This window comes from Terrisporobacter hibernicus, assembly GCF_020809405.1.
GTDB classification, from domain to species: Bacteria; Bacillota; Clostridia; order Peptostreptococcales; family Peptostreptococcaceae; genus Terrisporobacter; species Terrisporobacter petrolearius.
Genome location: NZ_CP081135.1, coordinates 892,237 through 915,698 on the forward strand (window position 1 = coordinate 892,237; position 23,462 = coordinate 915,698).

Sequence of the window (23,462 nt, forward strand, 5' to 3'; positions counted from 1 at the left end):
TAAATAACTCCTTTACACATTAATTCCAAATCTAATTTATTATATAGATATTTATTTTATTAGTACATGAATTCATTAGAACACCTATACCAAATTCTAGATTTTTTATAATACATTATTTCTATTATCTTTTCCTAGCTTGCATTTTTATCTCCAAATAAAACAAATACAGTTTTAAATATCAACTTTACATCCATCCATAAATTTCTCTTCTCTATATACTCCAAGTCCATATCAACCCACTCATCAAAACCTATACTGTTTCTACCACTTACCTGCCATATACAAGTTAAACCTGGTTTTACAAGTAATCTTTGCTTTTGGTAGTCATTATACTCTGCTACCTCATGTGGAATAGCCGGCCTTGGGCCAACTATACTCATATCTCCCACAAGTATATTGAATAGTTGAGGTAACTCATCTATACTAGTTTTTCTAATAAACCTTCCTACCCTTGTTATCCTTGGATCTTCTTTTATCTTAAAAACTGGTCCATCCATTTCATTTTCACAAATCAAGTCTACTAATAATTCTTCCGCATTACTTATCATGCTTCTGAATTTATACATTTTAAATAATTTATTGTTTTTTCCACATCTCTCTTGTACAAAAAATACTTTTCCCTTAGGATCTTCTATCTTTATTGCTAAGGCTACTAAAATAAAAATTGGCGACAATATTATTAAACCAATACCAGATCCTAGAATGTCAATTGTTCTTTTGAAAAATAAATAAATAATTCCTTTTCTAGGCTCTACCATTTCGCAGTTCCTAGTTTTATTAACATTTACATCCATATTTCTACTTATCCCCCGTATAAAAATTTTACCAATCCCTACTACCTAACCGAATTTAGCTTTTTCTTCCCAAATAATCCCGCTTTTTTCTTTTTCTTATTTTTTCTTCCATGTTTTCCATCTTCTTGTTGATAATAATACCCATAATACCCATATGCATTATTTTCCATATCGTACTTATTTAAAATTGAACCTATTATATTAACATCAGACTTTCTCATATTCTCAATAACTTCTTTAGTATGATTTATATCAGTCTCGTTTGCCCCCACAACAAACATAACACCATCTGTATATTTAGATATGATTATTCCGTCTGATACAATCCCCACTGGAGGTGCATCTATAAATACATAATCATATTGGCTTTCAACATCTTTTATAAAGTTTTGCATTTTTTTTGAAGATAAAATTTCCGTTGGATTAGGTGGTATAGCCCCTGGAGTTAAAACATGTATATTTTCTTCTACTTTATTTATACACTTCTCTAAATCTCTTGTATTTTTTAGATAATCCATAACTCCATAAGTATTTCCTATGCCAAACATCTTATGAACACTTGGATTTCTCAAATCCAAATCTACAACTAATACTTTCGTATTTTCCAATCTAGAAAATGCATGAGCTACATGACATATAGTTGTACTTTTTCCTTCATTTTGCTTTGTACTTGTAAACATAATCGTTATTAAATTATTGTCTATATCAGCAAAGCTTATATTAGTTCTAACTGTTCTATACGCCTCTGCCAAAGGTGATTTCGGATCTAAATCCGCAATTTTTCCCATATTTATATCCTCCTATTAAAACTTAGGAACTACACCAAATACTGGTAATCCTAATTTTTCTTCTATATCTTTTGGTTCTTTTATTTTTGTATTTAAAGCTTCTCTTAAGAAAATAACAAATACACTAACCATTGCTCCCAATATTGTTGCTATTAATATATTCATTGTTTTGTTTGGTTTAATCGGTTCTTCTGGCACTGCTGCCTTGTCTATTACCTCTGTTCCACTTGCCTTTACTATTCTTTGTACCTCTGTAGAGAATATTTCTGGAATAGTGTTACAAATTGTTGCTGCCACTCTTGGATTTACATTTTTTACAGATATTTTTATAATTTGTGTGTTTTCAACATTAGTAATTGAAACAGCTTCTGAAAGATCTTCATAAGTAATGTCTAAATTCAACTTATCTATCGTAGATGTGATAACTGATCTTGATTTGATTATCTCCCCATAAGTCAATGCTAACTTTTGTACAAAGTTTAAATCGTCACTTGTTGTCATCTGTGTAGTTTCGTTTTCTACCTCTTTGTTAACAATTAGAGTAGTGTTTGCTTCATATACTGGTTTTAATACATAAAAACTTACTAATCCGCTTATTACTCCACAAATTACTGCAGAAAGTACTATTATCCACATTTTTTTCTTTAAAATAAAGAAATACTCCCTTAAATCAATTGTTGCTTCCATAATTCCTCCAATATAACTTATTTTAAAATATGTTTTTATATTTATATTCGTGTTTTCATATTTGGTCAACCTTTATTTCAAAATATATATTTAAATGAATTCCATATTATTTTACAAAAATAATAACCAAAACTTTAGTAGACCTTAATTTAATTACACAAATTCAAAATAAACTTTAATTTATGTTAAAATATATTTTAATTTTCTTTTTTTATATACTTTCGCCTTATTTCTCCAAGGAAAAGTCTAACATATATTCCAATCTATTACAATTTTATGAATCATTTTATATACATAAAAGGATTTATACCATTGTCGATAATTGTCGCAATTTCAACATTTGTGAATTTTATAACTACAAAAAAATACCTTTATATTTGTCTAAGAGTCTTCTTACCGTTTATGTCCATATGACCTCTTTCAAATTTTTACATTATAATTTTTTAAAATACATTTTACTTTACACACAGATTATAATTCGTATTTTATTTTAATTTTACTTTACATATTCCTTCATTTTTCTCACATGAAATTTTATAGTATATTTTTATAATACGGATTAAATATAAATTTTTTAACATTCTCTGTATAAAATTATCTCATATTAAACTAAGTTTTTTATCTTCTACAAGCTTTTCAAGTATAATATAATAATTACATGAGAAAAATATTTATTTAGATATATATTTTAAAGAATCAAATCTTGAGATAAATATTACGAAAGGAAGGTACTATTGAAAAATATAAAGAAAAAAAATATTTGGATTTGGACAGTCATCCTTATAATACTAAGTATTTTTACAATAATAGGTATAAACAATAAAATGAATAAAAACTTTGTTATAAAAGAAGAAACTTTAATATACAAAAAGCTGCCAAAATCACTTGCAGATTATAAAATACTTCAAATTTCAGACTTACACAGCAAAGAGTTTGGGACAAACAATGAAAAGTTAATAAATTCAATCAAAGAAATTAATCCTGATCTAATCCTTGTTACAGGAGACATGTTTACTGTGTCAGATATTTCCATAGACATGAATGAAGAAGAACTTGTTCCTTATCAACTACTTTCTAAACTAGCTACAAACTATAAAATTGTCTATGTTTCTGGCAATCACGAAGAAGGAAAGGACATTATCTACAACGGTGATAACTATAGGACTAGAGATCGTAGCAAAAACAACGCATACAATAGGTATAGAAGCAAACTTGAATCCCTAGGTGTAACATTTGTGGAAAATTCCTATCTACAAAACTATAATGACTTTATAAATATTTACGGTGTGTATTTTGATTCCATGGAGAAAAACGAGTATTATCAATCTATCAACTTGGACAAGACAAAATTCAATATAATGCTTTGCCATGACCCCAAATACTTTGACACTTTTGCCAACATGGGATTTGATCTAGTACTTTCAGGCCATGTTCACGGAGGCATAATAAGAATACCTTTAGTAGGTGGCCTTTTCAGCCCTGACAGAACCTTCTTCCCAAAGTACGATAAAGGTATTTACAAAATAAATAACTCCTATATGAATGTAAGTACTGGACTTGGAGACTCTATACTCAAAAGGGTGTTTAACCCTCCCCAAATAAATGTTATTATCCTAAAGAACAAATAAAGCAAAAACCTACCTGTAATTCGTTACAGGTAGGTCTTAATTATAATTTTGTATATGAAAAGGTTATTTTTTTTAAGAAATAATATGAATATAGTTTCATTTAAAATGTATTTGAACTATAATTACTTTAGGCTCGAATGATAACTATATGATATAGTCCATTCTTAAGTTTACATATTATTTAATATTAAAGGACAACCTCCCCAAGGTTGTCCATTTTTCATTTATTCATAATTTAAGCCACTTTTTTAATTCATTTTAAAATAAAGGTGAAAATTACAATATCTATTTAAGGAGTTACTATCTTCTTTTATAAATTGCCAGGTTTCTTTATAATCACCTTTTGCTGTAAAGTCATTACAACTTAAGAAATCCACAAACTTATTTTCACATCCCACGTATTTATCCACAAAATCATAGGAATATACACGTTTTTTATTGTATGGTGCGTTTTGGCAATTATGAAGTACATGTTCTAAATTACAAGAAAAAAAGTAAACTTTGTATCCAATTCGCCCAATATGACTAGTTTGATAAAGTTTGTTTAATATATTGCTCTTTCTTTCATTTCTTTCTACTATTAAATCTCTTTTATTTGTAACAATAGAGTTGTGAGTATAGAAAGTTTTCTCCTGTTTCATATCTTCCACAACAAAGTCTTCTTTTATAAATGCACCATCTGTATCTACTAAATGAATTATTTCTTTTATATCTGTTTTTTTCAAACCGTTGTTTTGTGACAAAAACTGCTTTACTTGACTGTCAATTTTTCTAATAATATTTTGACAATTGGAATTAAAATCTGCTGTTATATCTTGATTTATTATCTGAAACTGCACACTACAGTCTTGTACTAATTTTGACAGAATTAAACTTAGAGACATTTCATCGGTGATTCCTTCCACAATAAATAGGATTATTTTCTTAGTCTTTATCATTATTTCCAATGATCCATGCCTTTCTAAAAGCATAGTTTATCTCATATTTATTAGTCTCATCGTACAAGTCTTCTTTCTGTCCTCCAAGCATAATGCCTCTGTAGTAAAAATCGCGAAGATTATTACCTGTTTTTGTATTGTTTAAACTTATATATCTATTGTTTTCATTTGTTGTTGTAAATACGACTAAATCCTTGTTCAACTTTTCCAAAGCCCTTAGGTTATGGGATGTGAAAATAAGTTGACCCTTGGCACTTTTGCTTAAAATTTCAAGGATTTCACCTAATAAATATTCAAAAATACCAGCATCTAACTCGTCTATTGCCACCAAAATATTTTCATTATTATACATTCCTATTAATACACTTAATATGGAAATAATTTTTTTAATTCCTTCTGACTCGTATTTCAAAGGGATTTTTCTTCCATTTTTCACTGATAAAAGTTCCACCTTAAATGCTTCTTTTGAATTTTTCAAAGTTTCCTTACCATAGTTTTTGATTTCTATATTTAATTTTGGAACTAAAGTATTTAAGACCACATTTATTTGTTCCAAAATTTTGTTAACTGTTTCAAATTTATCCATATCAATAACAGAAACTTCAAATAAGTTTAGTCCAATACTTCCTCTCTTATTTGCCTTTTTGTTTTCTAGCATAAAACTAATGGCAATCATTCTGTTACTTGTTATGGCACCCAGCTCATCATTTTGTATAACAAAAAGGTTAAATATAGCAAAGTTCCTTAGTATAGCCATAATCTTGCTGCTTTCTGGGTTAGTTTTTGCAAAAGAAGTTAATAAAAGAGAAAATGTCTTTGGGTTAAAAATAAATGATGTTGAGTTTTCTTGGGATAGGCCCTTTGCAATGCCAAACCTTACCTTCTTATCCGTTGAGTTTGCTGCATCTTTATAATTTCTTATTGGCCTAAAAGTATAATCATTATCATCCATATCATAGTCCACAATTGTTATACTTTTTCTCCACTGGTTTTCATCCCACTTGGAATAAGTCAGCTTTTCTCTAAAAACTTCTACTGTTATGTCTTTGTCGTCCTCTATACTAGCACCTTCACTTTGGTTTAGTTCTAGTATTTTGTCATATTCTGTACTTAAATCCTGTGAAAAAGCGCCCTTTTTATAAGTTTTTCTTAGTTCAAACTTATAAATCACCCTGTATACTTCAGTTTTGTCAGTCAACCTAAATTCTAAGCTAATTCCTGCAGATTTGGCGTCACAAGAAATAAAGTTACAAAAATTAGGATTCAATGGTTGTCCTGAAATAACCATTCTAAAAAGATGTAGAGCATTTATAACAGATGTCTTTCCCGATCCATTTTGACCATATATTCCTAATATATTAGAAATATCTCCCGACTCCTTGTCTTCTTTAAAATCAATTTTTCCATACTTTACATTTTTAAAGTTTTCCAACTCCAAGGTTTTTAACTTTACAATTCTGCTATCCATAAAATCACCTCCATGGTACAACAAAACACCCACCTCAAGGGTCGGTGTTTTAATTTATTTTTTTATTACGTATTTCATCACAAAAAAAGTAATGGGAGTGGCAACTAGTGTTGTAATCACAGGGGCCAACTTACTATTCATATTTATTTTGTCCACCAATAAAATGATGCCAAAATACTGAATAATAAAATTAGGCACATAAGTCAGAGGAAAAAGTAAAAACTTCTTCAGGTTAGGCTTTTGTTTGTATGTAAAATAAGTATTAAAAAAATATGATCCTACAATACTAACCACATAGCCCATAACAAATGAAATCCTATATGAAAATTTGAATATATCCATAAAAATCAAATATGACAAATAATAGACTGCCGTATTAATACATCCTACAATTGTATATTTCATAAACTCAACTAAATTACTTCTATCTTTTATAGTTATAAAGGTTTTATCCATAAAGTTGTCTCCTTCTTCTCATAATTTGACTATTATTTATGGTTCCTTTTATTTTGCAATTTTTATATAGATTTTATTCTCTTTTTCCTATTTCTCTTTATTTGTAATAATTTTATAAATACCAAAACTATTGCAATTCCTACAATACTTCCACATGAATCAATTATAACGTCTTTTAATTGACCTGTTCTTCCAGGTACAAAGAGTTGATGAATTTCATCAGATATGGCATAAATTACACATATGGAAAAGGCAAATAGCGGCTTTTTATTTATATTCTTAAACTTTAAAAGCAACAACATTGATAAAACTCCAAGCATCATGTATCCAATAAAATGACCGCTTTTTCTACCTATAAGTTGAAGACTTTCTACAATATTGTCTTGCACTTCTTTTGGTTGTTCTCTAAACTTTGGCACTATAGATAAAACAACTTTAATACTGTTTCCACTTGTATTTGATGATACTTCCCCGTTTTGTGATGACATGGAAAAAATAAATAACATCCAAATCACAACTAGCACTGCGAAAATACTTTTTTTCACTATTATCATCTCCTTTCACAAATTATATTATAGACTATTTACATAGAAAAAGAGACTATCTTTTTTAGATAGCCTCTTTCATATAATTTGAAACATTTATTTTCTTTTCTTCTTTTTCTTTTTTTTCTTCTTTTTTACACCCTTTATTTCTGGTTCTTCTTTTTTCTCAATTTTGCAAGATTTTCTTATATTGTAATACATAATTGCACCTATAATAAATAGTACTGCTATACTTGCTTTGTTTAAGGCATCTCCTACCTTATTCCCCATTGTAAAGTATCTAGCAACTAATAAAATAATACTAATAAATCCATATGCCATAATATGAGTTCCTGCTACTTTAGCTACTTTTTTATTATCATATTTTTTCTCACTAACAAAAATTATGTAGCGACCCAAGTTGTATCTTAATGTTGCATAGCCTAAAGCAATTGCAAGTATTCCTATCATTAAATCTGTATATAATCCCGTCATATTTTCCCTCCTCCTTGTCCAAGTTTATTATATCATTTGTTGTCACAAAATTATAACAATATGGTTATATAAATATATATAAAAAAAATTGCTTCGCTCATATCACCAACGATATTCCTTCGCTACCGCTTCAGGAAAATCCGTTGCTTAAAATTTGCTTCACTATTTAACTTTTGCATATTTTATATTGCTATAATAGCTATATACGTTTCCTATGTCTGCTGTTCTATATGCATTAATTTTGTAGTAATATGTTTTCCCTATTTTTAATCCTTCATCATAGGCGCTTAAAGTTGAGCCACTTTTAATAGTATTTATTCTTTTATAATTTCCATTTTTACTTTCTGATCTGTAGATTGCATATCCATATGCACCATTGACTTTTTTCCAACTAATTTTTACCTTTCCATTTTTGTTGACATCATTCTTTATACTGGAACTAGTACAAGATGCAATAACTGGTGTATTGCATCTTGTACTAGTTTTTAATACTGTAGAATATGATCCATAATCTCTATTTTTACCAACTTTTCTATAAGCTCTTACTTTATAATAATATGTTTTTCCTGATGTTAGCTTTTTATCAGTAAATTTTGTATTTGTACTACCAGTAAGCTCAGCCACTCTTTTGTATGCTCCACTTTTGCTAGTTGTTCTGTATACTCTATATCCGCTGGCATAACTTGATTTATCCCAAGATAACTTTACTGAGGTTTTATAAGAAGATACTTGTTTTAAGTTTTTAACTTGAGATGGATATTTTGTTTTTCCAGAAAAAGAACTAGAGTAATCTCCATAAAGATTTTCTTTATCTACTCCTTTGTAGGCTCTTATTTTATAATAATATGTTTTCCCACTTACTAGTCCCTTATCTGTGTATGTATTTGAAGATTTGTTAGAGACTTTACCTACTTCAGTGTACTTTCCATCTTTTGATGTAGCTCTATAAATTTTATATCCTGTTACACCACCTTCTTTGTCCCATCTAACGTTCAAAGAATTCGTAGTGCTACTTAATACTTTTACACCAGAAACTTTATTTGGGTAAATTTTAAATGTAACATTCTTTTTCCCTGTATAACTACCTATACCTACAAGGGTTATAGATCCTTTACCACTTAACATGTTCTCTCCATAATCCAAGGAGTAGTCCTTACCTTCTTCTAGTGTTTTATTGTTATATACAGCTACAACACTTGGTCTTGAATTATCTGAATAAGATGTGAATCTTTCTCCACTACCTATTTTAGTTACTTTACAACCACCTAAATCATATCTTACTTTTACATTACAAGTTGCTATTTTGCCTTTTTTAGTCTTTGCAGTAATTATTGCATAACCCAGATTCACTCCTGTTACATTCCCTTTTGAATCTACTTTTGCCACATTTTCGTTGCTGCTCGTAAAAGATTGAATTGCATCACCATAAGATAGTTGTATACCATATAGTTCAAAGGATTTTCCAACTCCTATTGTTTTTTGCAGTTTATTTAAAGAAAACTTTTCGTTATTGTAATCAACTTTGCTGTAAGATGTTCCTGACATAGGGTATGATTTATTAAACTCATCTGTAGTAAATTGATCATCCCTTTTATGACTAGGGAATTCAACATTATTTCTTAGGAAATATGTATAATAAACATAATTATTATCACCATTAGCCGCATCCCAAGTATTATCTATATTGTACCATTTTGTGCCTATTTTCCCTATATTCCACGCATGATAGTCATTACCACCATAACCTGTAATACATCTTACTTTTACGCCTAAATCCTTCATCATTTTGTAAGTTAGTGTTGCATATCCGTTACATACAACATTTTTTGACACAATACCATCATAAGCAGAGAATTTTTTCAAAGCATAATCGTACACTATATTTTCAGTAATAAAATCATGAACAGCCTTAGTTTTTGTGTATTCATCTTCATTATAAACATTCAACTCGTCTAAAACTTTTTTAACTTCATAGTCAACACGTTGCTCTTGCTTATATGTTGAAAGGTATTCCATTTCAAAGGTAAACTTTGTTTCATTAGATTTACTATCATTCCAGTCAACATAGTAAGAACTCCAGTGTCTAAGAAGATAATCCCCCTCACTAGAATTAGCACTTTCATTATCTGCTACTGCCATTGCGAATAAATCTTCATATAAACTACTATTGTTCTTCTGTTTTATTGTAAATTCAATAGTTCCACTTCTTTTTACCATTTCTTCCTTCAAATAATTTGCAGCTTCTTTTTTTGTTGAAAAAACCTTATTTGAATAAAGTTTATAAGAAGATTTTGGCGAATAAGTTTTTATATTCACATTTTGATACAGAGGATTTACTATTTTTCCATCTGGCTCTTTTACAACTTCAACCTTATCCTCTGATGTACCAATAGAAATAACTTTTGGATTAGTCTTATAATCAGAGTTTAAATTTTCTGCAAAAATATTAAAATTTCCTATTGAAATCAAGTTAAATATCAATAGGATACATAAAAATAAACTAATTGTTTTCTTCAAATTTTTCATTTTCTCTCCCCCATACAACTTATTCTTTAAATCCGTAGTAAAATTGCCTCACTCTTAATTATTCGTTTATTTGATGGAATTTCCTTTTCATATGTTCATTTTTTTGTACAACAAAATAAAACACTAATCTTCAATTAAAACTTAATTTCTATAAATTAATGAGTTAAATTATATCAGTTTTCTTATTTAAAGGAAATATTATGAAATTTATTTTATAAATAATTGGTGTATTGTTAAATAAAAAATATGAAGTATGCTTCATATTTATATTGACAAATAGTTATTTTTAATCTACTATGAAGTTAACTTCACATGAAGCGTGCTTCATATTACAAAAGGAGTGTTAAGTGTTATATGAAAACAAAAGTTAAAGAATTGCGTACTGCTATGGGATTAACACAACAACAACTAGCTGACTTGGTTAATGTTTCAGCGAGAACAATTATTTCTATTGAAAAGGAAAAATATAATCCTTCACTTATGCTTGCATATCATATTTCTCAAGTATTTAGTGTGAGCATTGAAGAATTATGTTGCCTAAAAGAAAATTCAAAAATGGAGGGTAAAGATTATGAAAATAAAAAATAAACATGCTTTGTTTATTGGAATTATGACATCAGTTTTAGCTATAATATGCTTGGTTGCTTATATGAACTTCTATGAACAAAAGTTTTTAATCTCATGTTTACTGTTTACTACCTTATCAACAGTAAACTCTATTAAAGCTTTTAATAAAAAAGGAATTTTAGAAGAAGTGATAGAAAGTGCTGATGAAAGAGATATATATTTATCTATGAAAACTAGCCATTTAGTTATCAAATCTCTCAATTATACCATATGTTTTTTTACATTTATCTTCTTGATTTTGTATGCCATATGGAAACATGAATACTTTATTATTGTTGCAGCAACATTATCCTTGGTACTTGTTTTAATATTCATAGTATATTTAATAGTAAACATTTATTTAGAAAAGCAGGAATAATTATTTATAATAATTAATTAAGCGGTATAATACCTAAGTATAATACCGCCTAATTAATCTAAATATAGCGTTATAAAATAGCTACTACAATATTTTTATTGATAGTTTTTTTATTGTATTAATTTTAAAGCTTAAACAATCTCTTTGTTTGTAATTTTTACACCTAGTTCTTCCAAACGTTTTACAACAAAGTCTCTATCTTTATTTACTTCTTCTGTTAAATATAATATATCTTCTTCATCTATTTCTTCCAACTTGTTGTTAGCAACTGCATTTTTTATAAAATTGTTTTTTAGTCTATCTAAGTCCAAATCATTGGATTGGATGTCTCCCATATTCCAAGGAATTACTATGTTTTTTCCAGGAATATTTTCTGTTGGATTTCCTCGTCTTATTTCTATTCCATTTTGTTTAGCAAAAGTAAGCTGTGGCATAGGATGTTTTCCTGCTCCTGTGTACTCTGTTTCTTGTACTACTATTATTTGGTCTTCATCCATTTCTTTTGCTATAGATATAGCTGCTGCAAGAGAAGTGTTTCCTGCTGGTCCTCTTTCTATTCCTTCCACTTGAGCCAATGCTTCTGTCACGTAGAATACTTCTCCTTGTGTAACTGTTACATATCTGTCCATGTATCTTAAAACTCTAGCTGCATTTCTTGGTACGTCAGATCTGTCTGGCCAAGTTGCAAATGGAACTCCAAATCCTGTGTGACCTGTTGTGAAAGATTTTTTGTTGAAAGCATGATCAGATGCCATATGTAATCCGCTTAAATCAACTGATGCAGCAACTATTTTAGTATCTTTTGCTCCAGCTAAATTAAGGCCTCTTTTAGTTCCTGTTAAGTTTCCTCCACCAGCGTGAGTTGCCACAACTACATCTGGGTATTTACCTTCCATTTCCATCATTTGATTAGCTAGTTCATATCCTAAACTTTCCACACCAGCTATTCCAAATGGAGTATATAAAGAAGCATTGAAATATCCTGTTTCTTCTAATAATTTTAAGAATGTATAGAATAACTCTGGTCCAACCGTTAATTGTATAACTTCTGCACCTAAGGCTTCACATTTTCTAGTTTTTTCAAGTATTTCTGGTTGGCCTATTTTTTTAGAGTCAAACACTTCTTGAACTATTATACATTTTAAACCAAGTTGAGCTGCTTGTGATGCTACAGCTGCGCCATAGTTTCCGCTAGTTGCTGCTATTACACCTTTGTATCCCATTTTTTTAGCATGATAAACAGATATAGCTGCCCTTCTAGCCTTAAATGATCCTGATGCATTTGCTGCTTCGTCTTTTACAAATATTCTAGCACCCTTGCCTTCTTTTGAATATTTTCTAACTAAAGCAGTTATATTTTTAAGCTCCACTAAAGGTGTTCCACCAACTTTTGTTTCTTTTTGTATTTTTACTATATCTTCTATTGAATAACCAACTGACGCCATCATTTTTTCGTAATCAAAAGCTATATTTCCATATTCATAAACACTATAATCAAGTCCTACTGCTTCCTTCATTATGTCATTTTTTCTGCCCATTACGGCTAAGTAAGACATATCCTTCATTTCTACATCCCCTTCTCTTTAATAAGATCCTCTCTTTACTATTTGTTAGATCAAATCTTTTTCTTCGTTTAAATTTACTCTTAATATATTCTACTTATTATTTAATTCTTCTATTTCTCTCCTAAGTTCCATCCCCACTTGGATTAACTCTTTTACTGGCTCCCCAAAATCATGTACGTGTCTAGGATTTATTGCACACAGCTGTCCTCTTACACTTCTTCCTATTATTGTTTCTATCTCAATTTGATCACCTATAGTTGCTTCGTCTGTTATCATTAAACCTCTTATCCATTGAACTAAAGGTACTTCTTTTGTGTCATCTGGCACTTGAGGCGCTCTTTCTTCTGGCTTCAAAAGTACCTCTTGTATCTCTACCCAATCACCTTTTTTTGCTATAATCATTTTTAATTTAGCTCCTTCCTCAATTTGGTTTCTTATATTTCATAAACTCTAGGTCTATAACTAGCAAAGTAGACCTAGAGTTTAGCTATCATTTAAATTTGTTTAAGCCTCTGCTTCAGCTAAGGTTTTTACTTCTTCACCTTTACTATTTACGTACATTCTTCCCCAACCACTTATCATGGCAAATAACATTACCACAAGAAGTGCCCAACAGTAAAGTATCCATGGACACATTTGGGTTGTTGTAAGTGCAGGTACCATACTACCAAATTGTTCACTAGCTTGAACTGATAAGTTTTTAGTAAGTAATAAAGCTGGTGTCCAAGGTAGAGAATAAACTAGTGTACAAGCTGTTGCATCTAGTAAGTTTGCTCTTCTATATGGAGATATTTTATATTTTTCCCCTAGTGGTTTAGCAAAAGATGTTCCTATTGCAAGTATTGGTGGTGCATTTAGTCCCATTATTCCAGACATTGCAAGTGCTAATCCTCCTATGCTCATTTCCACTCCACGAGCAGTATGTACAAATTTTTCTGTTATATTTATTAAAGCTTTGTCTCCTCCACCTTTTTGCATGATTCTTACACAAGCTAAAACTAAAAGTGCCAAGATGCATATATCAACCATTCCACCTATTCCGTCTACTAGTAAACCTTGAACTGTTCCTTCTTTTATAAATAATAAGTCTGAAGGACTTATCATCCCAAGGCCACATCCAAATATTGCTGCTGCTATTGACCCTATAGTTGTTGCTGCTATTATGTGATGACCTTTAATTGCTAAAGTAATTGTTATTGCTGCTGGTATTAGCATTAATAATCCTTTTGGATTCATATATTGAGAAACCAAATCGTAAGGAATGTCTTGAGCTGTTCCTCCACCACCAAATAACATAATTGCTACTAAAGTTGCTGCTCCAGCCACCAAGGAGTACTTTAATCTTGATTTTACAACTCCACCAACATCAGCTCCCTGAGTTGCTGCAGAACATATAGTAGTATCAGATAGTGGTGCCAAGTTGTCACCAAAGGCTCCTCCACCAACTATAGCTCCTGCCATAACAACTGGGTTTGCTCCAAGTAAAACACCTGCTGGATATAATACTGACATACCTGCAACTATTGTTCCGAATCCTGTTCCTGCTGCTGTAGCAAATAATGCACTTGCTATAAATGTAATTGCCACGAAAACTCTTCCACTAGCTCCAACATTATATGCAAGCCATATAATTCCTTCAACTAAGCCCGATGCTCTAAGAACTGACGCAAAAACACCTGCAAATATCCAACATGCTATAGGTGTTACTGCTATTGGATCTGCCATACCTTCTATAACCGTGTCACAATAAGTTTGCTTATCTGTTGCAAAAAAATAAGTTGCCATAATTCCCAGTAATGCACCAATCCACATACCCCTTATATCCGGCGCATTAAGAACTGATATATATATTGCTATTATTATAAATACTCCAAAAGGCAAAAACGACATCCATCCTCCACCATGAAACCTAAGCGTCTTTTTTTCTTCCATTTTATAAAACCCTCCATTTTATAATTGATTATTATATCTGCCTTTTTATATAAGCAATTCTTATGCCAAGTTTTCAAATTTTTACAAAATAATTAATTTTATCTAAAATAAGGGCATTTTATAACAATTTTTATTTTTTAAATGTATTGATAATACTTTCGTATAGAATTTTCCCAAGTGAAAAAAGTATTATAATATCTTAGTAAGCAAAAAAGGAAAAACACTTCCAGCAAGTCACATAATCTATTAAATAATGTGTAACTTTTTTCCACCTGGAAATATTTTTCCTACTTATATATGTAATTTTTTTCACACTATAAATCTTCTTTCACATTGTACTCCACAATTTTGTTAAAAAGCTGTCTTCTACTAATTTCTAAGTACTCTGCACTTTTTGTAATATTGCCATTAAATCTTTCTAAAACCTTTTTTATATAGTTTGCCTCTGCTTCTTGTTTAATTTCCTTTAAAGGTTTAATGTCTTCCAACTTTATAAAGTTTCCACAGTCTGGCTCTATGTTAGGTTGAACATTTGCTGATACAAATTCTTTGCGAATGATTCCATTTTCTGATAAAACCACCAGTCTATCTAAAATATTTTTTAACTCTCTTATATTTCCTTTGTATTCATAATTTAGTAAATGATTCATTACATCATCTTCTACTTTTATAATTTTTTTATTATATTTGGCAGAAGATTTTTTCAAAAAGAAATCAATTAACATGGGTAAGTCTTCTTTTCTTTCTTTTAGTGATGGTAAATGAATAGAAATTGTGTTTATTCTATAAAATAAGTCTTCCCTAAATTCTTTATTTTCTATTGCTTCATAAAAGTCCTTGTTTGTAGCGCAAATTAATCTAAAATCCACATCTATAGGTTTATTACTTCCGATTTTTTCTATAGTTCTGTTTTCCAAAACTCTAAGGAGTTTTACTTGAGTATTTAAATCAATATCTCCTACTTCATCTAAAAATAAGGTTCCACCGTGAGCTTCTTCAAAGCGACCAATCCTTTTATTAAACGCCCCTGTAAAAGATCCTTTTTCATGACCAAATAACTCAGACTCTAATAAGCCACTTGAAAATGCCTGACAGTTAACTGGCACAAATTTTTCATTCTTTCTTTTACTATTTTCATAAATAAACCTTGCCATTACTTCCTTGCCTGTTCCTGACTCCCCTGTTATCAAAACATTTACATCTGCAGAGGCTGCTTTTTTAGCAATTCTTAATATTTTTCTAAAGTTATAGTTTTTAGTATCTAGTAAAAACTTATTATTTATTTTTTCAACTTTTTCTGTACTTTCGCATTCTTTCTTAACCTTCTCTATTTCTCTTAAAAGCTCTCCCGGATTATTCCCCTTTATAAAATATCCAAAAGCCCCTTTTTTCATGGCTTCCACAGCATTTTTTATTGTGCCAAAACCAGTAATTAGCATTACATAAGTATTCGTATAGTTATTTTTTATATCTTCCAACAAATGAATTCCATCCATGCCATTCATTTTTAAATCTGTTAAAACTAAGTGAAATTCTTCTTTTTTTAATATTTCTAAAGCTTCTTCCCCACTACTAGCTACTTTTGTTTTGTATCCTTCACTTTGCAAAATCATGTTTATAACTTCTTGATATTGTATTTCATCATCAACTACAAGTATTTTAAAATTATACACCTAAATCTGTTCCCCCTTTGTAGGTATTTCAATCCTAAATGTTGTCCCTATATTTATTTCACTACTAGTTATTTCAATATTTCCACCTAGTTTTTGTACTTCATTATAAACTATGAAAAGTCCTAACCCAGTACCTTTTCCTGGGTCTTTAGTTGTAAAAAACGGATTGAATATATTATCTAGATTATGTTTTTCAATACCAATTCCACTATCAGTAATGTCAATTTCTATAATAGGACCTTTATCAACACAAGTAATTTTTATAATTCCTCCATTTGGCATGGAGTCAACAGCATTGGTAATTAAATTTATAAAAATATGTTTTAAACTTTCTTCATTAGTATAAATACATATATTTTCACATTCTAAAATCGGCTCTATGTTCATCTCCTTCATAGACTTCTTCTCCAATTGTAAAATAAAAAGTAAAAACTCTCTTATATTTATTTCTCTATATTCATCTCCAGATATGGATGAGAAGTTAAGAAGGTTATCTATAATTCCGCTTGCTCTTTCCACGGATAACTCAATATTATCTATGCTCTTTTGGTATATCTCTTCATTTTGTCTAGCATTTTTCCCCTGAAGAAGATAACAGTAATTTCTAATAATACCTAAAGGATTTCTTATTTCGTGGGCAACCCCTGCAGCTAGTTGACCAATTGCAGCCATTTTTTCTGATTGTAATAATTGTTTTTCCGTGGCCTTATTGTTGGTAATATCATTTATAGTTATCAACATATCATAGTCCTTATTTTCATCATTTTTATCATCTAACTGCTTTATGTCTTTTATATTTCTTACATGGATTTTATAAATTCTATTATTATAATTAAATTCAAAAGATATATCATTTATATTTTTAACACCAAAGGTTTCCCAAATATATTTAAACATATCATCTATTTCATATACTTTTTTGCTATAAACTTCTTCTTTTGTAAAATCACAATAATTATAAAAAGATTTATTGCAATTTAATATATTTCCTTTACTGTCCACAATAACAATAATTCTATTGAAAACATCAAAAGCTGCCTGAAGCTCATTTTTACTTCTATTAAGCTCCTTTGTTCTATCTGCAACAGCATTTTTCAAAGATCTATTAATTAAATAAAATAAATATGTTAGTAATATAAAAATAAAAAATACGCTTAATATAACTTTGAATGAATGTGTTTCTTTTTCTCCTGTATATGTCATCGTAGCTGATATTCCAAACCATTTTTGTTGCATTTTTTCCATTATATTGTTTTTATTTAAAGAATAAATCCCCTTATTTATAATATTTACCAAAGTTCCATGAGTTTTAGGAACTGCCAAAACAACATCATTTTCATATATTTCTTTTTCTACTATTTTTAATTTTCCTTCATAACGATTTTTTTGTATAAAATAACTACAAACTGGTTCATCACCAACTACAGCATCAGCTTCCCCAAGCTCTAATACTTTCAAAGCTTCATTAATATCTGCTACATAAACATATTTTGCATCCTCCACATTTTCTTCTAAAAATTCATTTGTATAGTCCCCTAGCTGAACAGCTATTGTTTTATTGTTTAAGTCCCAAAGATTTTTTATCTCTTTATTGTTATCTTTAGTTACAATAACTCCCCTTAGCTTGTATATGGGATTACTAAATAAGTAATCTTTCGATCTTTCTACACTTGGAAACATATCGCATATATCTGTTTCTTCATTTTTTAATTCTGATAATGCCTTGTCCCAAACTAAAGGTCTAACCTCTATTTGCAATCCACTTTCTATGGAAAGTGAATTTAGATAGTCAATAAAAATCCCCTTATATTGATTATCTGTATCCACATATCTAAGTGGTGGTGCATTTTTATCCGCGCCATATATTATTTTTCCGTGATCTTTAAGCCAATGTTTTTCTTCCTCAGTTAGTGGCTTAGATATTGTGGAGTATTCCATTAAGCTAACGCCATATTGACTTTCTACTATATAATTAATTAGGTTAATTGTAAAAATTAATATTAGGACTCCTGAAATATATATCTTTTTCTTCATAATAACCCCTTTTTTATCATTTTTAGACTTAATATAATTATATATCAATGTTTTATACATGGATGATTATTTTATACATCATTTTATTTAATTCTTAAAATATAAAAATGTCTGCTTTAAAAAAAGCAGACATTTTTATATCATATTTATTCATTTGTATATATAATCAAATCTTTTCTATTTTTCATATCCAACTTATACAGTATATTACTTATATGTTTTTTTACTGTATTTACAGAAATATATAACCTATTTGCAATTTCTTTATTTGTATAACCTACACCAACTTTTTCTAATATTTCTTGTTCTCTATTTGTAAGTTTACTTGTGATGTAATTTTTCTCACTAGGATTATGTATCATATCTTCCATTATGTCCAAATCATAATACTTTTTATTTTTATATACTCTATTTAATAAATAAATCAATTCTTCCTTTTCTGATATTTCAGTGATATACCCTTCAATATTATATTGAGCTATTTTACTAAAGTTTCTACTACTTTTACTTCTGTCATACACTATCATTTTTATATGCTCATATTTTTCTTTGATTAATATTAAATTTGATAATTCTTCTTCATATAAGTCAGCAAATAACATATCTACTTTACTTATATCCCCATGGTCCAATTCAGAAATTCTTCTTACACAGTCTACTTTTACATTTTCATTTCCCCCACACAAAAATGTAGTAAGCGACTCTCTTATAAAAAAAGAACCTGATACTACTAAAATATTCATATTCAATCACATACCCCTTTATATTAAATTTCCCCAATACAATAGTAGCATTTAGTATTATACTTTTCCATATTTAGTATTATTTTTTATAATACTTTTGTTTTACATTATTATACCTTTTACTACTAATCTATTCGTTCCTACGTACTTAGGAGTACAAGTAATTAAGGTTATTTCTTTACTATCTTGTTTTTGTGGGTTTAATACGTGTAAATTTTCAGGTTTAACTATCTGTATATCTGTGACTTTATACATATATTCTTGTTCATGTACTTTAGCCTTAATTTCGTCACCTATTTCTAATTTATTAAGATTAGAAAAAAATTTGTTAGTAGTATATGCACTGTGTCCAGCAACTGCAAAATTTCCTTTTTCACCAGGTAGGGCAGTATTTTCAAAATGTCCCACACTTTTTTCTAATATGTTTTCACCTGTTCCTTCTTTTACAGCAACTTTTATATTAATTTTAGGTATTTCCAAAATACAAACTACATTGCTAACTAAGGCATTCTTTTCTTTATTATTATTATATTTATCATCTTCATAGATTTTTACTATTTCATTATTATTTTTTACTGTAGAATAGTTAATATATATAACTGAACATATTATAAAAAATCCCAATAATATTAGTATTTTACCTACTATTTTCCTCATAAAACTTCACCTATTCTTTAAAATAATAAAAAATTCGCTTCGCTCATATCGCCAACGAGATGCCTTCGCTATCGCTTCAGGCAACTCCGTTGCTCAAAAATACATTTTTTACATTTCATAAATGAGTTGATATAACTTAATTCTAGAGTTTATCAACAGCGTAACTTCACCTATTCTTTAAAATAATAAAAAATAAATAAGGATAATAGTATCATTTCAATGGCTACTACTATAGGATTAGAAAGAAAATTTATTGCAAACCCTAGTTTTGGTATGTTAAATACTACTTTGCCAACAATATTCTCTTCATTTATTATATCTTTATCTTCTACTTTATTGTTGTCACCTTTTGTAACGTATCCTTCATTTGATTTCCCTATTATTCTATGTGTAATTACCGTCCCTTTTGTATTCTTAAATGTTGCTATATCTTCTACTTCTATGTTACATCTATTTTTATTTTTAGTTATAATTAAGTCTCCTGGCTTAAAGGTAGGCTCCATACTACCAGATAGCACTGTATAGGTTTTATATCCTACTATGTCAAACATCTTTTCTGACTTAGTTGTAAGTAGGTTTAGGCCTAATACTAAAAATATTGCTACTACTATAAAATTTATTATTTTTGTTTTATTAAATTTGTTTTTTACTATTACTTCATTAGGCATTTTTTCTCTCCTACCATACTATTTTAAAATATTTTATTCCACAGTATTTTCTATTACTTCTGTCTTATTTTCTTCCAGGCTAGTATCCTCTTTGTTACTTTCCTGTATTTTATCTGATGATTCTTCTAAGCTTTCACTTTTGTTTTCTTCTTTATCAATTGTATTTTCTTTTGTAACATTATCTTTTATATCTACATCTTCTGTGTATTCATTGCTAGAACTAGTTGTACTTTCCTGGGAGTTGGTTACACTTTGATTATTGTTTGATTTTTCTAGTTCTAATGACATATGTATTTCTTTACCTATGTTTAATATGCCTCCTCCTACTTTTATTAAGTAGGGTTGTATGCTAAAATTATACTTTTTAGCAAAACTATTATTATAATTAGTTTTTTCTATTATTATTTTTATATTTTCTCCATTTCTAATATAAGTAACATTAGCACCTTCCAATGGAGTTTGATTTGCATTTAGTTTAAATTTTAGTTCTTCCATTTCCTTGTTGTTTTCATCTTTATAAAGTTCTCTTCCTTCATATATACATCCACTTATTACAACCTTATAGGTACCTGTATTTTTATCATATGATTTTGTAACACTTTTATCATGACTGTTGATCTTAGGCAACTCAGCATTAAATTTCATATTAACAGAGGTGTAGTCACTATCTTTGAATACACCATAAGCAAGATTACTTACTGCAAATACTAATGAAATAGTAAGACCAAGGGCAATATATTTTTTTATACTCTTCATATTAGTTTTCCCCCTTAACTTGCTCAGCATTTACTTGTATCCCAAAACTAAATGTTTCATCAGGATATAACGGAGCATCCATTGTTCTAGTTTCATTAGATTCATATTTGTTAGTCATTATGGTAGCCTCAATTTTATATTTATGTCCACTTTCTAATACTATACTTGATAACTTTGGTGAAACACTTCCATCATAATACTTATCTAAATTTTGTTGAGTGATAGGTATACTACTTTCTACAACCTTATCATATTCATCAACTTCTATTATTTTCATTCTAAAATTTAAAGTTTTACTAAGCAACTTATCATATTCATCCTGAGATGATGTTTGCATAAATTTCATACTTACTTTCTGATTCAGACTACCTGAGTTTTCTATATAAAAAGTTCTAGTTTTCTCTTTCCCAGCTCTTAACTCTCCAAAATTTATTCCCTTATCAATAGACGTATTTACATTTCCCAATGTAATTACTATATTGTTATCTACTGTTTCTTTATCTGATAGATAAGCGTAACTTCCCAAAACGCCTGTTACACTTATTAATAAGCATAGAGATACACCACAAATAGTAGCTTTCAAACATTGTTGTTTTTTCATTTTCATTCTATTTAATCTACTCATTATGTTTACCTCCCTTTTTTAAATTTAGTATTATTCCTGCACCTACAACAATACTTCCAAGAGCTAATAAACTTTCACCATTTATTAAACTCCCTGTTTGTGGTAAATTGCCATTGTTGTTCTTATCTTTACCTGATTCTTCATCTGGATTACTTATTCTAGAACCACCATCCGCTTTATAAGACACTGCTATTTTAAATATACTTTCAATATTTTGAGCATCATTACTCATTTCCTCATCCATATCTATAGTCATATTTAATAATGCTTTTTTCCCTGCTTCTATTTTTATCTCTTTATTAAGTGCTATGCCTTTTTCAAGTGTTAAATTTTCCAATTTTTCTTCTAATAAAACCTGATCTTTATAAGTGAGTTTTACTGTGCTATTTTTTACAAATTCTCTATACTTTTTATTAAATATATTCAAAGTATTATTTGTTCTTAAATCTTTACATGATTTAAACTTCATATACAATTTATCCACTGTTATATTTTCTTCTCTATTATTTATTAAATTAAAATCTTTACTTTCAACTCTTCCTGGATACCATAGCCCATCCTCGTTTGTAAAAGTAGGTTCTATGTCTACATTTTGTTTTTGTGCAAAACAGCTGTTAAAAGGAAGTACTATCAGTAAAGATGAAATTAACCCTATTTTCAACCTCTTATTCACTAAAATTCCCCTTTTCTAAAAAAGCGCCCCATAAACAAGGGCGCTTTTATTGTTATTTATCTGATTCAAATTAATTTACTTGAGTTGCATTTATTTCAAATGGTGCAACTAAGTCATTGAAGTTAAATGTAGGTCTTTCATTTAAGTTAAGCCCTTCTTTATCTCCAAATAAACCTTGTGTATCTTCAGGTATACAAACTTCTATAGTAGCTTCAGCTGATTCTCCAGCTTTTAACACTTTATTATTTAAATCAGAAAAATTTTGTCCTACTAGTATATCCTTAGAATAACTTTGTAGTAAATTTCCACCACTTATAGTAAGCTTTTGGTTTAATGTTCCATTATTTTTTATTACAAATTTCTTTTCAAATCTATCCCCTGGTTTTACATTAGTAAATACATCTTTGCTTCCTGTATTAGTAGCTTCTGTATTTTTATCATTTAGATTTACCCATTCACCTTCTGTAACATCCACATTTAGATTCCCCATTGTTATTACTAAATCATGATAAGCTTCTTCTTTATCTGAGAATAAAGCTTTAGTTCCTACAAAAGTTCCCCCTACTAATAATGTTGCTGCTAATGCATATGCTATTGTTTTGTTCTTTTTCATTTTTTATCCCCCTATTTTACAGCTTGTTTAAAAACCCCTTAAATGTTTGTTTATATCTATTATTGTAGTTATCTGTATTATAAAAATATATTATACAATGCTATAGTTTTATATAATACAGATTAGTAATCGTCATAATTATTTTGTAGTACTACTAAAGTAGTATGGTTTAGTATACTACTTATACTTTGTAGTTAATTAAATCATAAAAAACTACACCTAATGATAATT

At 29.0% G+C, this 23,462-nt stretch carries 24 protein-coding genes; 3 read left to right on the forward strand and 21 right to left on the reverse strand.

Annotated elements, in window-relative coordinates:
* Nucleotides 1-134 precede the first annotated feature (134 nt).
* Genes JW646_RS04350 through JW646_RS04360 form a run of 3 tightly spaced genes read right to left on the reverse strand, consistent with a single transcriptional unit; the run spans nucleotide 135 to nucleotide 2,272 of the window.
* On the reverse strand, nucleotides 135-797 hold the full coding sequence (locus JW646_RS04350; RefSeq protein WP_228416725.1) for a sugar transferase: 663 nt from the start codon (nucleotides 795-797) through the stop codon (nucleotides 135-137).
* A gap of 41 nt (nucleotides 798-838) precedes the next feature.
* Entirely contained in the window at nucleotides 839-1,585 is a 747-nt protein-coding gene (locus JW646_RS04355; RefSeq protein WP_228416726.1) for a CpsD/CapB family tyrosine-protein kinase, read from the reverse strand.
* A gap of 15 nt (nucleotides 1,586-1,600) precedes the next feature.
* Nucleotides 1,601-2,272, reverse strand: coding sequence for a YveK family protein (locus JW646_RS04360; protein ID WP_228416727.1), 672 nt, complete (start codon nucleotides 2,270-2,272; stop codon nucleotides 1,601-1,603).
* A gap of 734 nt (nucleotides 2,273-3,006) precedes the next feature.
* Between JW646_RS04360 and JW646_RS04365 the strand changes: the two genes are divergently transcribed.
* On the forward strand, nucleotides 3,007-3,900 hold the full coding sequence (locus JW646_RS04365) for a metallophosphoesterase (protein ID WP_228416728.1): 894 nt from the start codon (nucleotides 3,007-3,009) through the stop codon (nucleotides 3,898-3,900).
* 248 nt (nucleotides 3,901-4,148) lie between these two features.
* Here the strand turns inward: JW646_RS04365 and JW646_RS04370 are convergent, their stop codons facing one another.
* From JW646_RS04370 to JW646_RS04395, 6 genes are all read right to left on the reverse strand, one after another.
* The gene (locus JW646_RS04370) at nucleotides 4,149-4,871 is read right to left on the reverse strand and encodes a hypothetical protein (RefSeq protein ID WP_148558064.1); all 723 of its coding nucleotides are present in this window, start codon (nucleotides 4,869-4,871) and stop codon (nucleotides 4,149-4,151) included.
* The gene (locus JW646_RS04375; protein ID WP_228416729.1) at nucleotides 4,825-6,306 is read right to left on the reverse strand and encodes an AAA family ATPase; all 1,482 of its coding nucleotides are present in this window, start codon (nucleotides 6,304-6,306) and stop codon (nucleotides 4,825-4,827) included. Before JW646_RS04375 ends, JW646_RS04370 begins: the two co-directional genes overlap by 47 nt.
* Nucleotides 6,307-6,360: 54 nt before the next feature.
* On the reverse strand, nucleotides 6,361-6,762 hold the full coding sequence (locus JW646_RS04380) for a GtrA family protein (RefSeq protein ID WP_083399363.1): 402 nt from the start codon (nucleotides 6,760-6,762) through the stop codon (nucleotides 6,361-6,363).
* A 62-nt stretch (nucleotides 6,763-6,824) separates the two neighbouring features.
* The gene (locus JW646_RS04385) at nucleotides 6,825-7,307 is read right to left on the reverse strand and encodes a VanZ family protein (RefSeq protein ID WP_228416730.1); all 483 of its coding nucleotides are present in this window, start codon (nucleotides 7,305-7,307) and stop codon (nucleotides 6,825-6,827) included.
* A 96-nt stretch (nucleotides 7,308-7,403) separates the two neighbouring features.
* Nucleotides 7,404-7,781: a hypothetical protein gene (locus JW646_RS04390; RefSeq protein WP_074918845.1), complete on the reverse strand. Its 378-nt coding sequence runs from the start codon at nucleotides 7,779-7,781 to the stop codon at nucleotides 7,404-7,406.
* Between the two features lie 162 nt (nucleotides 7,782-7,943).
* Nucleotides 7,944-10,307, reverse strand: a complete 2,364-nt coding sequence (locus tag JW646_RS04395) for a fibronectin type III domain-containing protein (RefSeq protein ID WP_228416731.1) — start codon at nucleotides 10,305-10,307, stop codon at nucleotides 7,944-7,946.
* A 354-nt stretch (nucleotides 10,308-10,661) separates the two neighbouring features.
* On the opposite strand from JW646_RS04395, the gene JW646_RS04400 reads away from it, so the two are divergent.
* Nucleotides 10,662-10,895, forward strand: coding sequence for a helix-turn-helix transcriptional regulator (locus JW646_RS04400; RefSeq protein WP_228416732.1), 234 nt, complete (start codon nucleotides 10,662-10,664; stop codon nucleotides 10,893-10,895).
* On the forward strand, nucleotides 10,879-11,292 hold the full coding sequence (locus tag JW646_RS04405; RefSeq protein ID WP_228416733.1) for a hypothetical protein: 414 nt from the start codon (nucleotides 10,879-10,881) through the stop codon (nucleotides 11,290-11,292). Before JW646_RS04400 ends, JW646_RS04405 begins: the two co-directional genes overlap by 17 nt.
* Nucleotides 11,293-11,423: 131 nt before the next feature.
* Here the strand turns inward: JW646_RS04405 and ortB are convergent, their stop codons facing one another.
* The 12 genes from ortB to JW646_RS04465 all read right to left on the reverse strand — a co-directional run bounded on the left by ortB (nucleotide 11,424) and on the right by JW646_RS04465 (nucleotide 23,231).
* Nucleotides 11,424-12,857, reverse strand: coding sequence for a 2-amino-4-oxopentanoate thiolase subunit OrtB (gene ortB, locus JW646_RS04410; RefSeq protein ID WP_228416734.1), 1,434 nt, complete (start codon nucleotides 12,855-12,857; stop codon nucleotides 11,424-11,426).
* A gap of 90 nt (nucleotides 12,858-12,947) precedes the next feature.
* Complete coding sequence (ortA, locus tag JW646_RS04415) at nucleotides 12,948-13,259, reverse strand: 2-amino-4-oxopentanoate thiolase subunit OrtA (RefSeq protein ID WP_255701559.1); 312 nt, start codon at nucleotides 13,257-13,259, stop codon at nucleotides 12,948-12,950.
* 102 nt (nucleotides 13,260-13,361) lie between these two features.
* Entirely contained in the window at nucleotides 13,362-14,789 is a 1,428-nt protein-coding gene (locus JW646_RS04420; protein ID WP_206924522.1) for a Na+/H+ antiporter NhaC family protein, read from the reverse strand.
* 314 nt (nucleotides 14,790-15,103) lie between these two features.
* The gene (locus JW646_RS04425; protein WP_228416735.1) at nucleotides 15,104-16,462 is read right to left on the reverse strand and encodes a sigma-54-dependent transcriptional regulator; all 1,359 of its coding nucleotides are present in this window, start codon (nucleotides 16,460-16,462) and stop codon (nucleotides 15,104-15,106) included.
* Nucleotides 16,463-18,496, reverse strand: a complete 2,034-nt coding sequence (locus JW646_RS04430) for a transporter substrate-binding domain-containing protein (RefSeq protein WP_228416736.1) — start codon at nucleotides 18,494-18,496, stop codon at nucleotides 16,463-16,465.
* 146 nt (nucleotides 18,497-18,642) lie between these two features.
* Nucleotides 18,643-19,239 carry a response regulator transcription factor gene (locus JW646_RS04435; protein ID WP_148558074.1) on the reverse strand — a complete coding sequence of 199 codons (597 nt, stop codon included), beginning with the start codon at nucleotides 19,237-19,239 and terminating at the stop codon, nucleotides 18,643-18,645.
* Nucleotides 19,240-19,341: 102 nt separating this feature from the next.
* On the reverse strand, nucleotides 19,342-19,896 hold the full coding sequence (locus tag JW646_RS04440) for a class D sortase (RefSeq protein WP_228416737.1): 555 nt from the start codon (nucleotides 19,894-19,896) through the stop codon (nucleotides 19,342-19,344).
* Nucleotides 19,897-20,066: 170 nt separating this feature from the next.
* Nucleotides 20,067-20,564: a signal peptidase I gene (locus tag JW646_RS04445; protein WP_228416738.1), complete on the reverse strand. Its 498-nt coding sequence runs from the start codon at nucleotides 20,562-20,564 to the stop codon at nucleotides 20,067-20,069.
* Between the two features lie 33 nt (nucleotides 20,565-20,597).
* On the reverse strand, nucleotides 20,598-21,320 hold the full coding sequence (locus tag JW646_RS04450) for a hypothetical protein (RefSeq protein WP_228416739.1): 723 nt from the start codon (nucleotides 21,318-21,320) through the stop codon (nucleotides 20,598-20,600).
* Between the two features lies 1 nt (nucleotide 21,321).
* On the reverse strand, nucleotides 21,322-21,945 hold the full coding sequence (locus tag JW646_RS04455; protein ID WP_228416740.1) for a CalY family protein: 624 nt from the start codon (nucleotides 21,943-21,945) through the stop codon (nucleotides 21,322-21,324).
* Entirely contained in the window at nucleotides 21,938-22,618 is a 681-nt protein-coding gene (locus tag JW646_RS04460; RefSeq protein WP_228416741.1) for a hypothetical protein, read from the reverse strand. The genes JW646_RS04455 and JW646_RS04460 overlap by 8 nt, the downstream gene beginning before the upstream one ends.
* Before the next feature lie 70 nt (nucleotides 22,619-22,688).
* Nucleotides 22,689-23,231 carry a TasA family protein gene (locus JW646_RS04465; protein ID WP_228416742.1) on the reverse strand — a complete coding sequence of 181 codons (543 nt, stop codon included), beginning with the start codon at nucleotides 23,229-23,231 and terminating at the stop codon, nucleotides 22,689-22,691.
* Nucleotides 23,232-23,462: the final 231 nt, after the last annotated feature.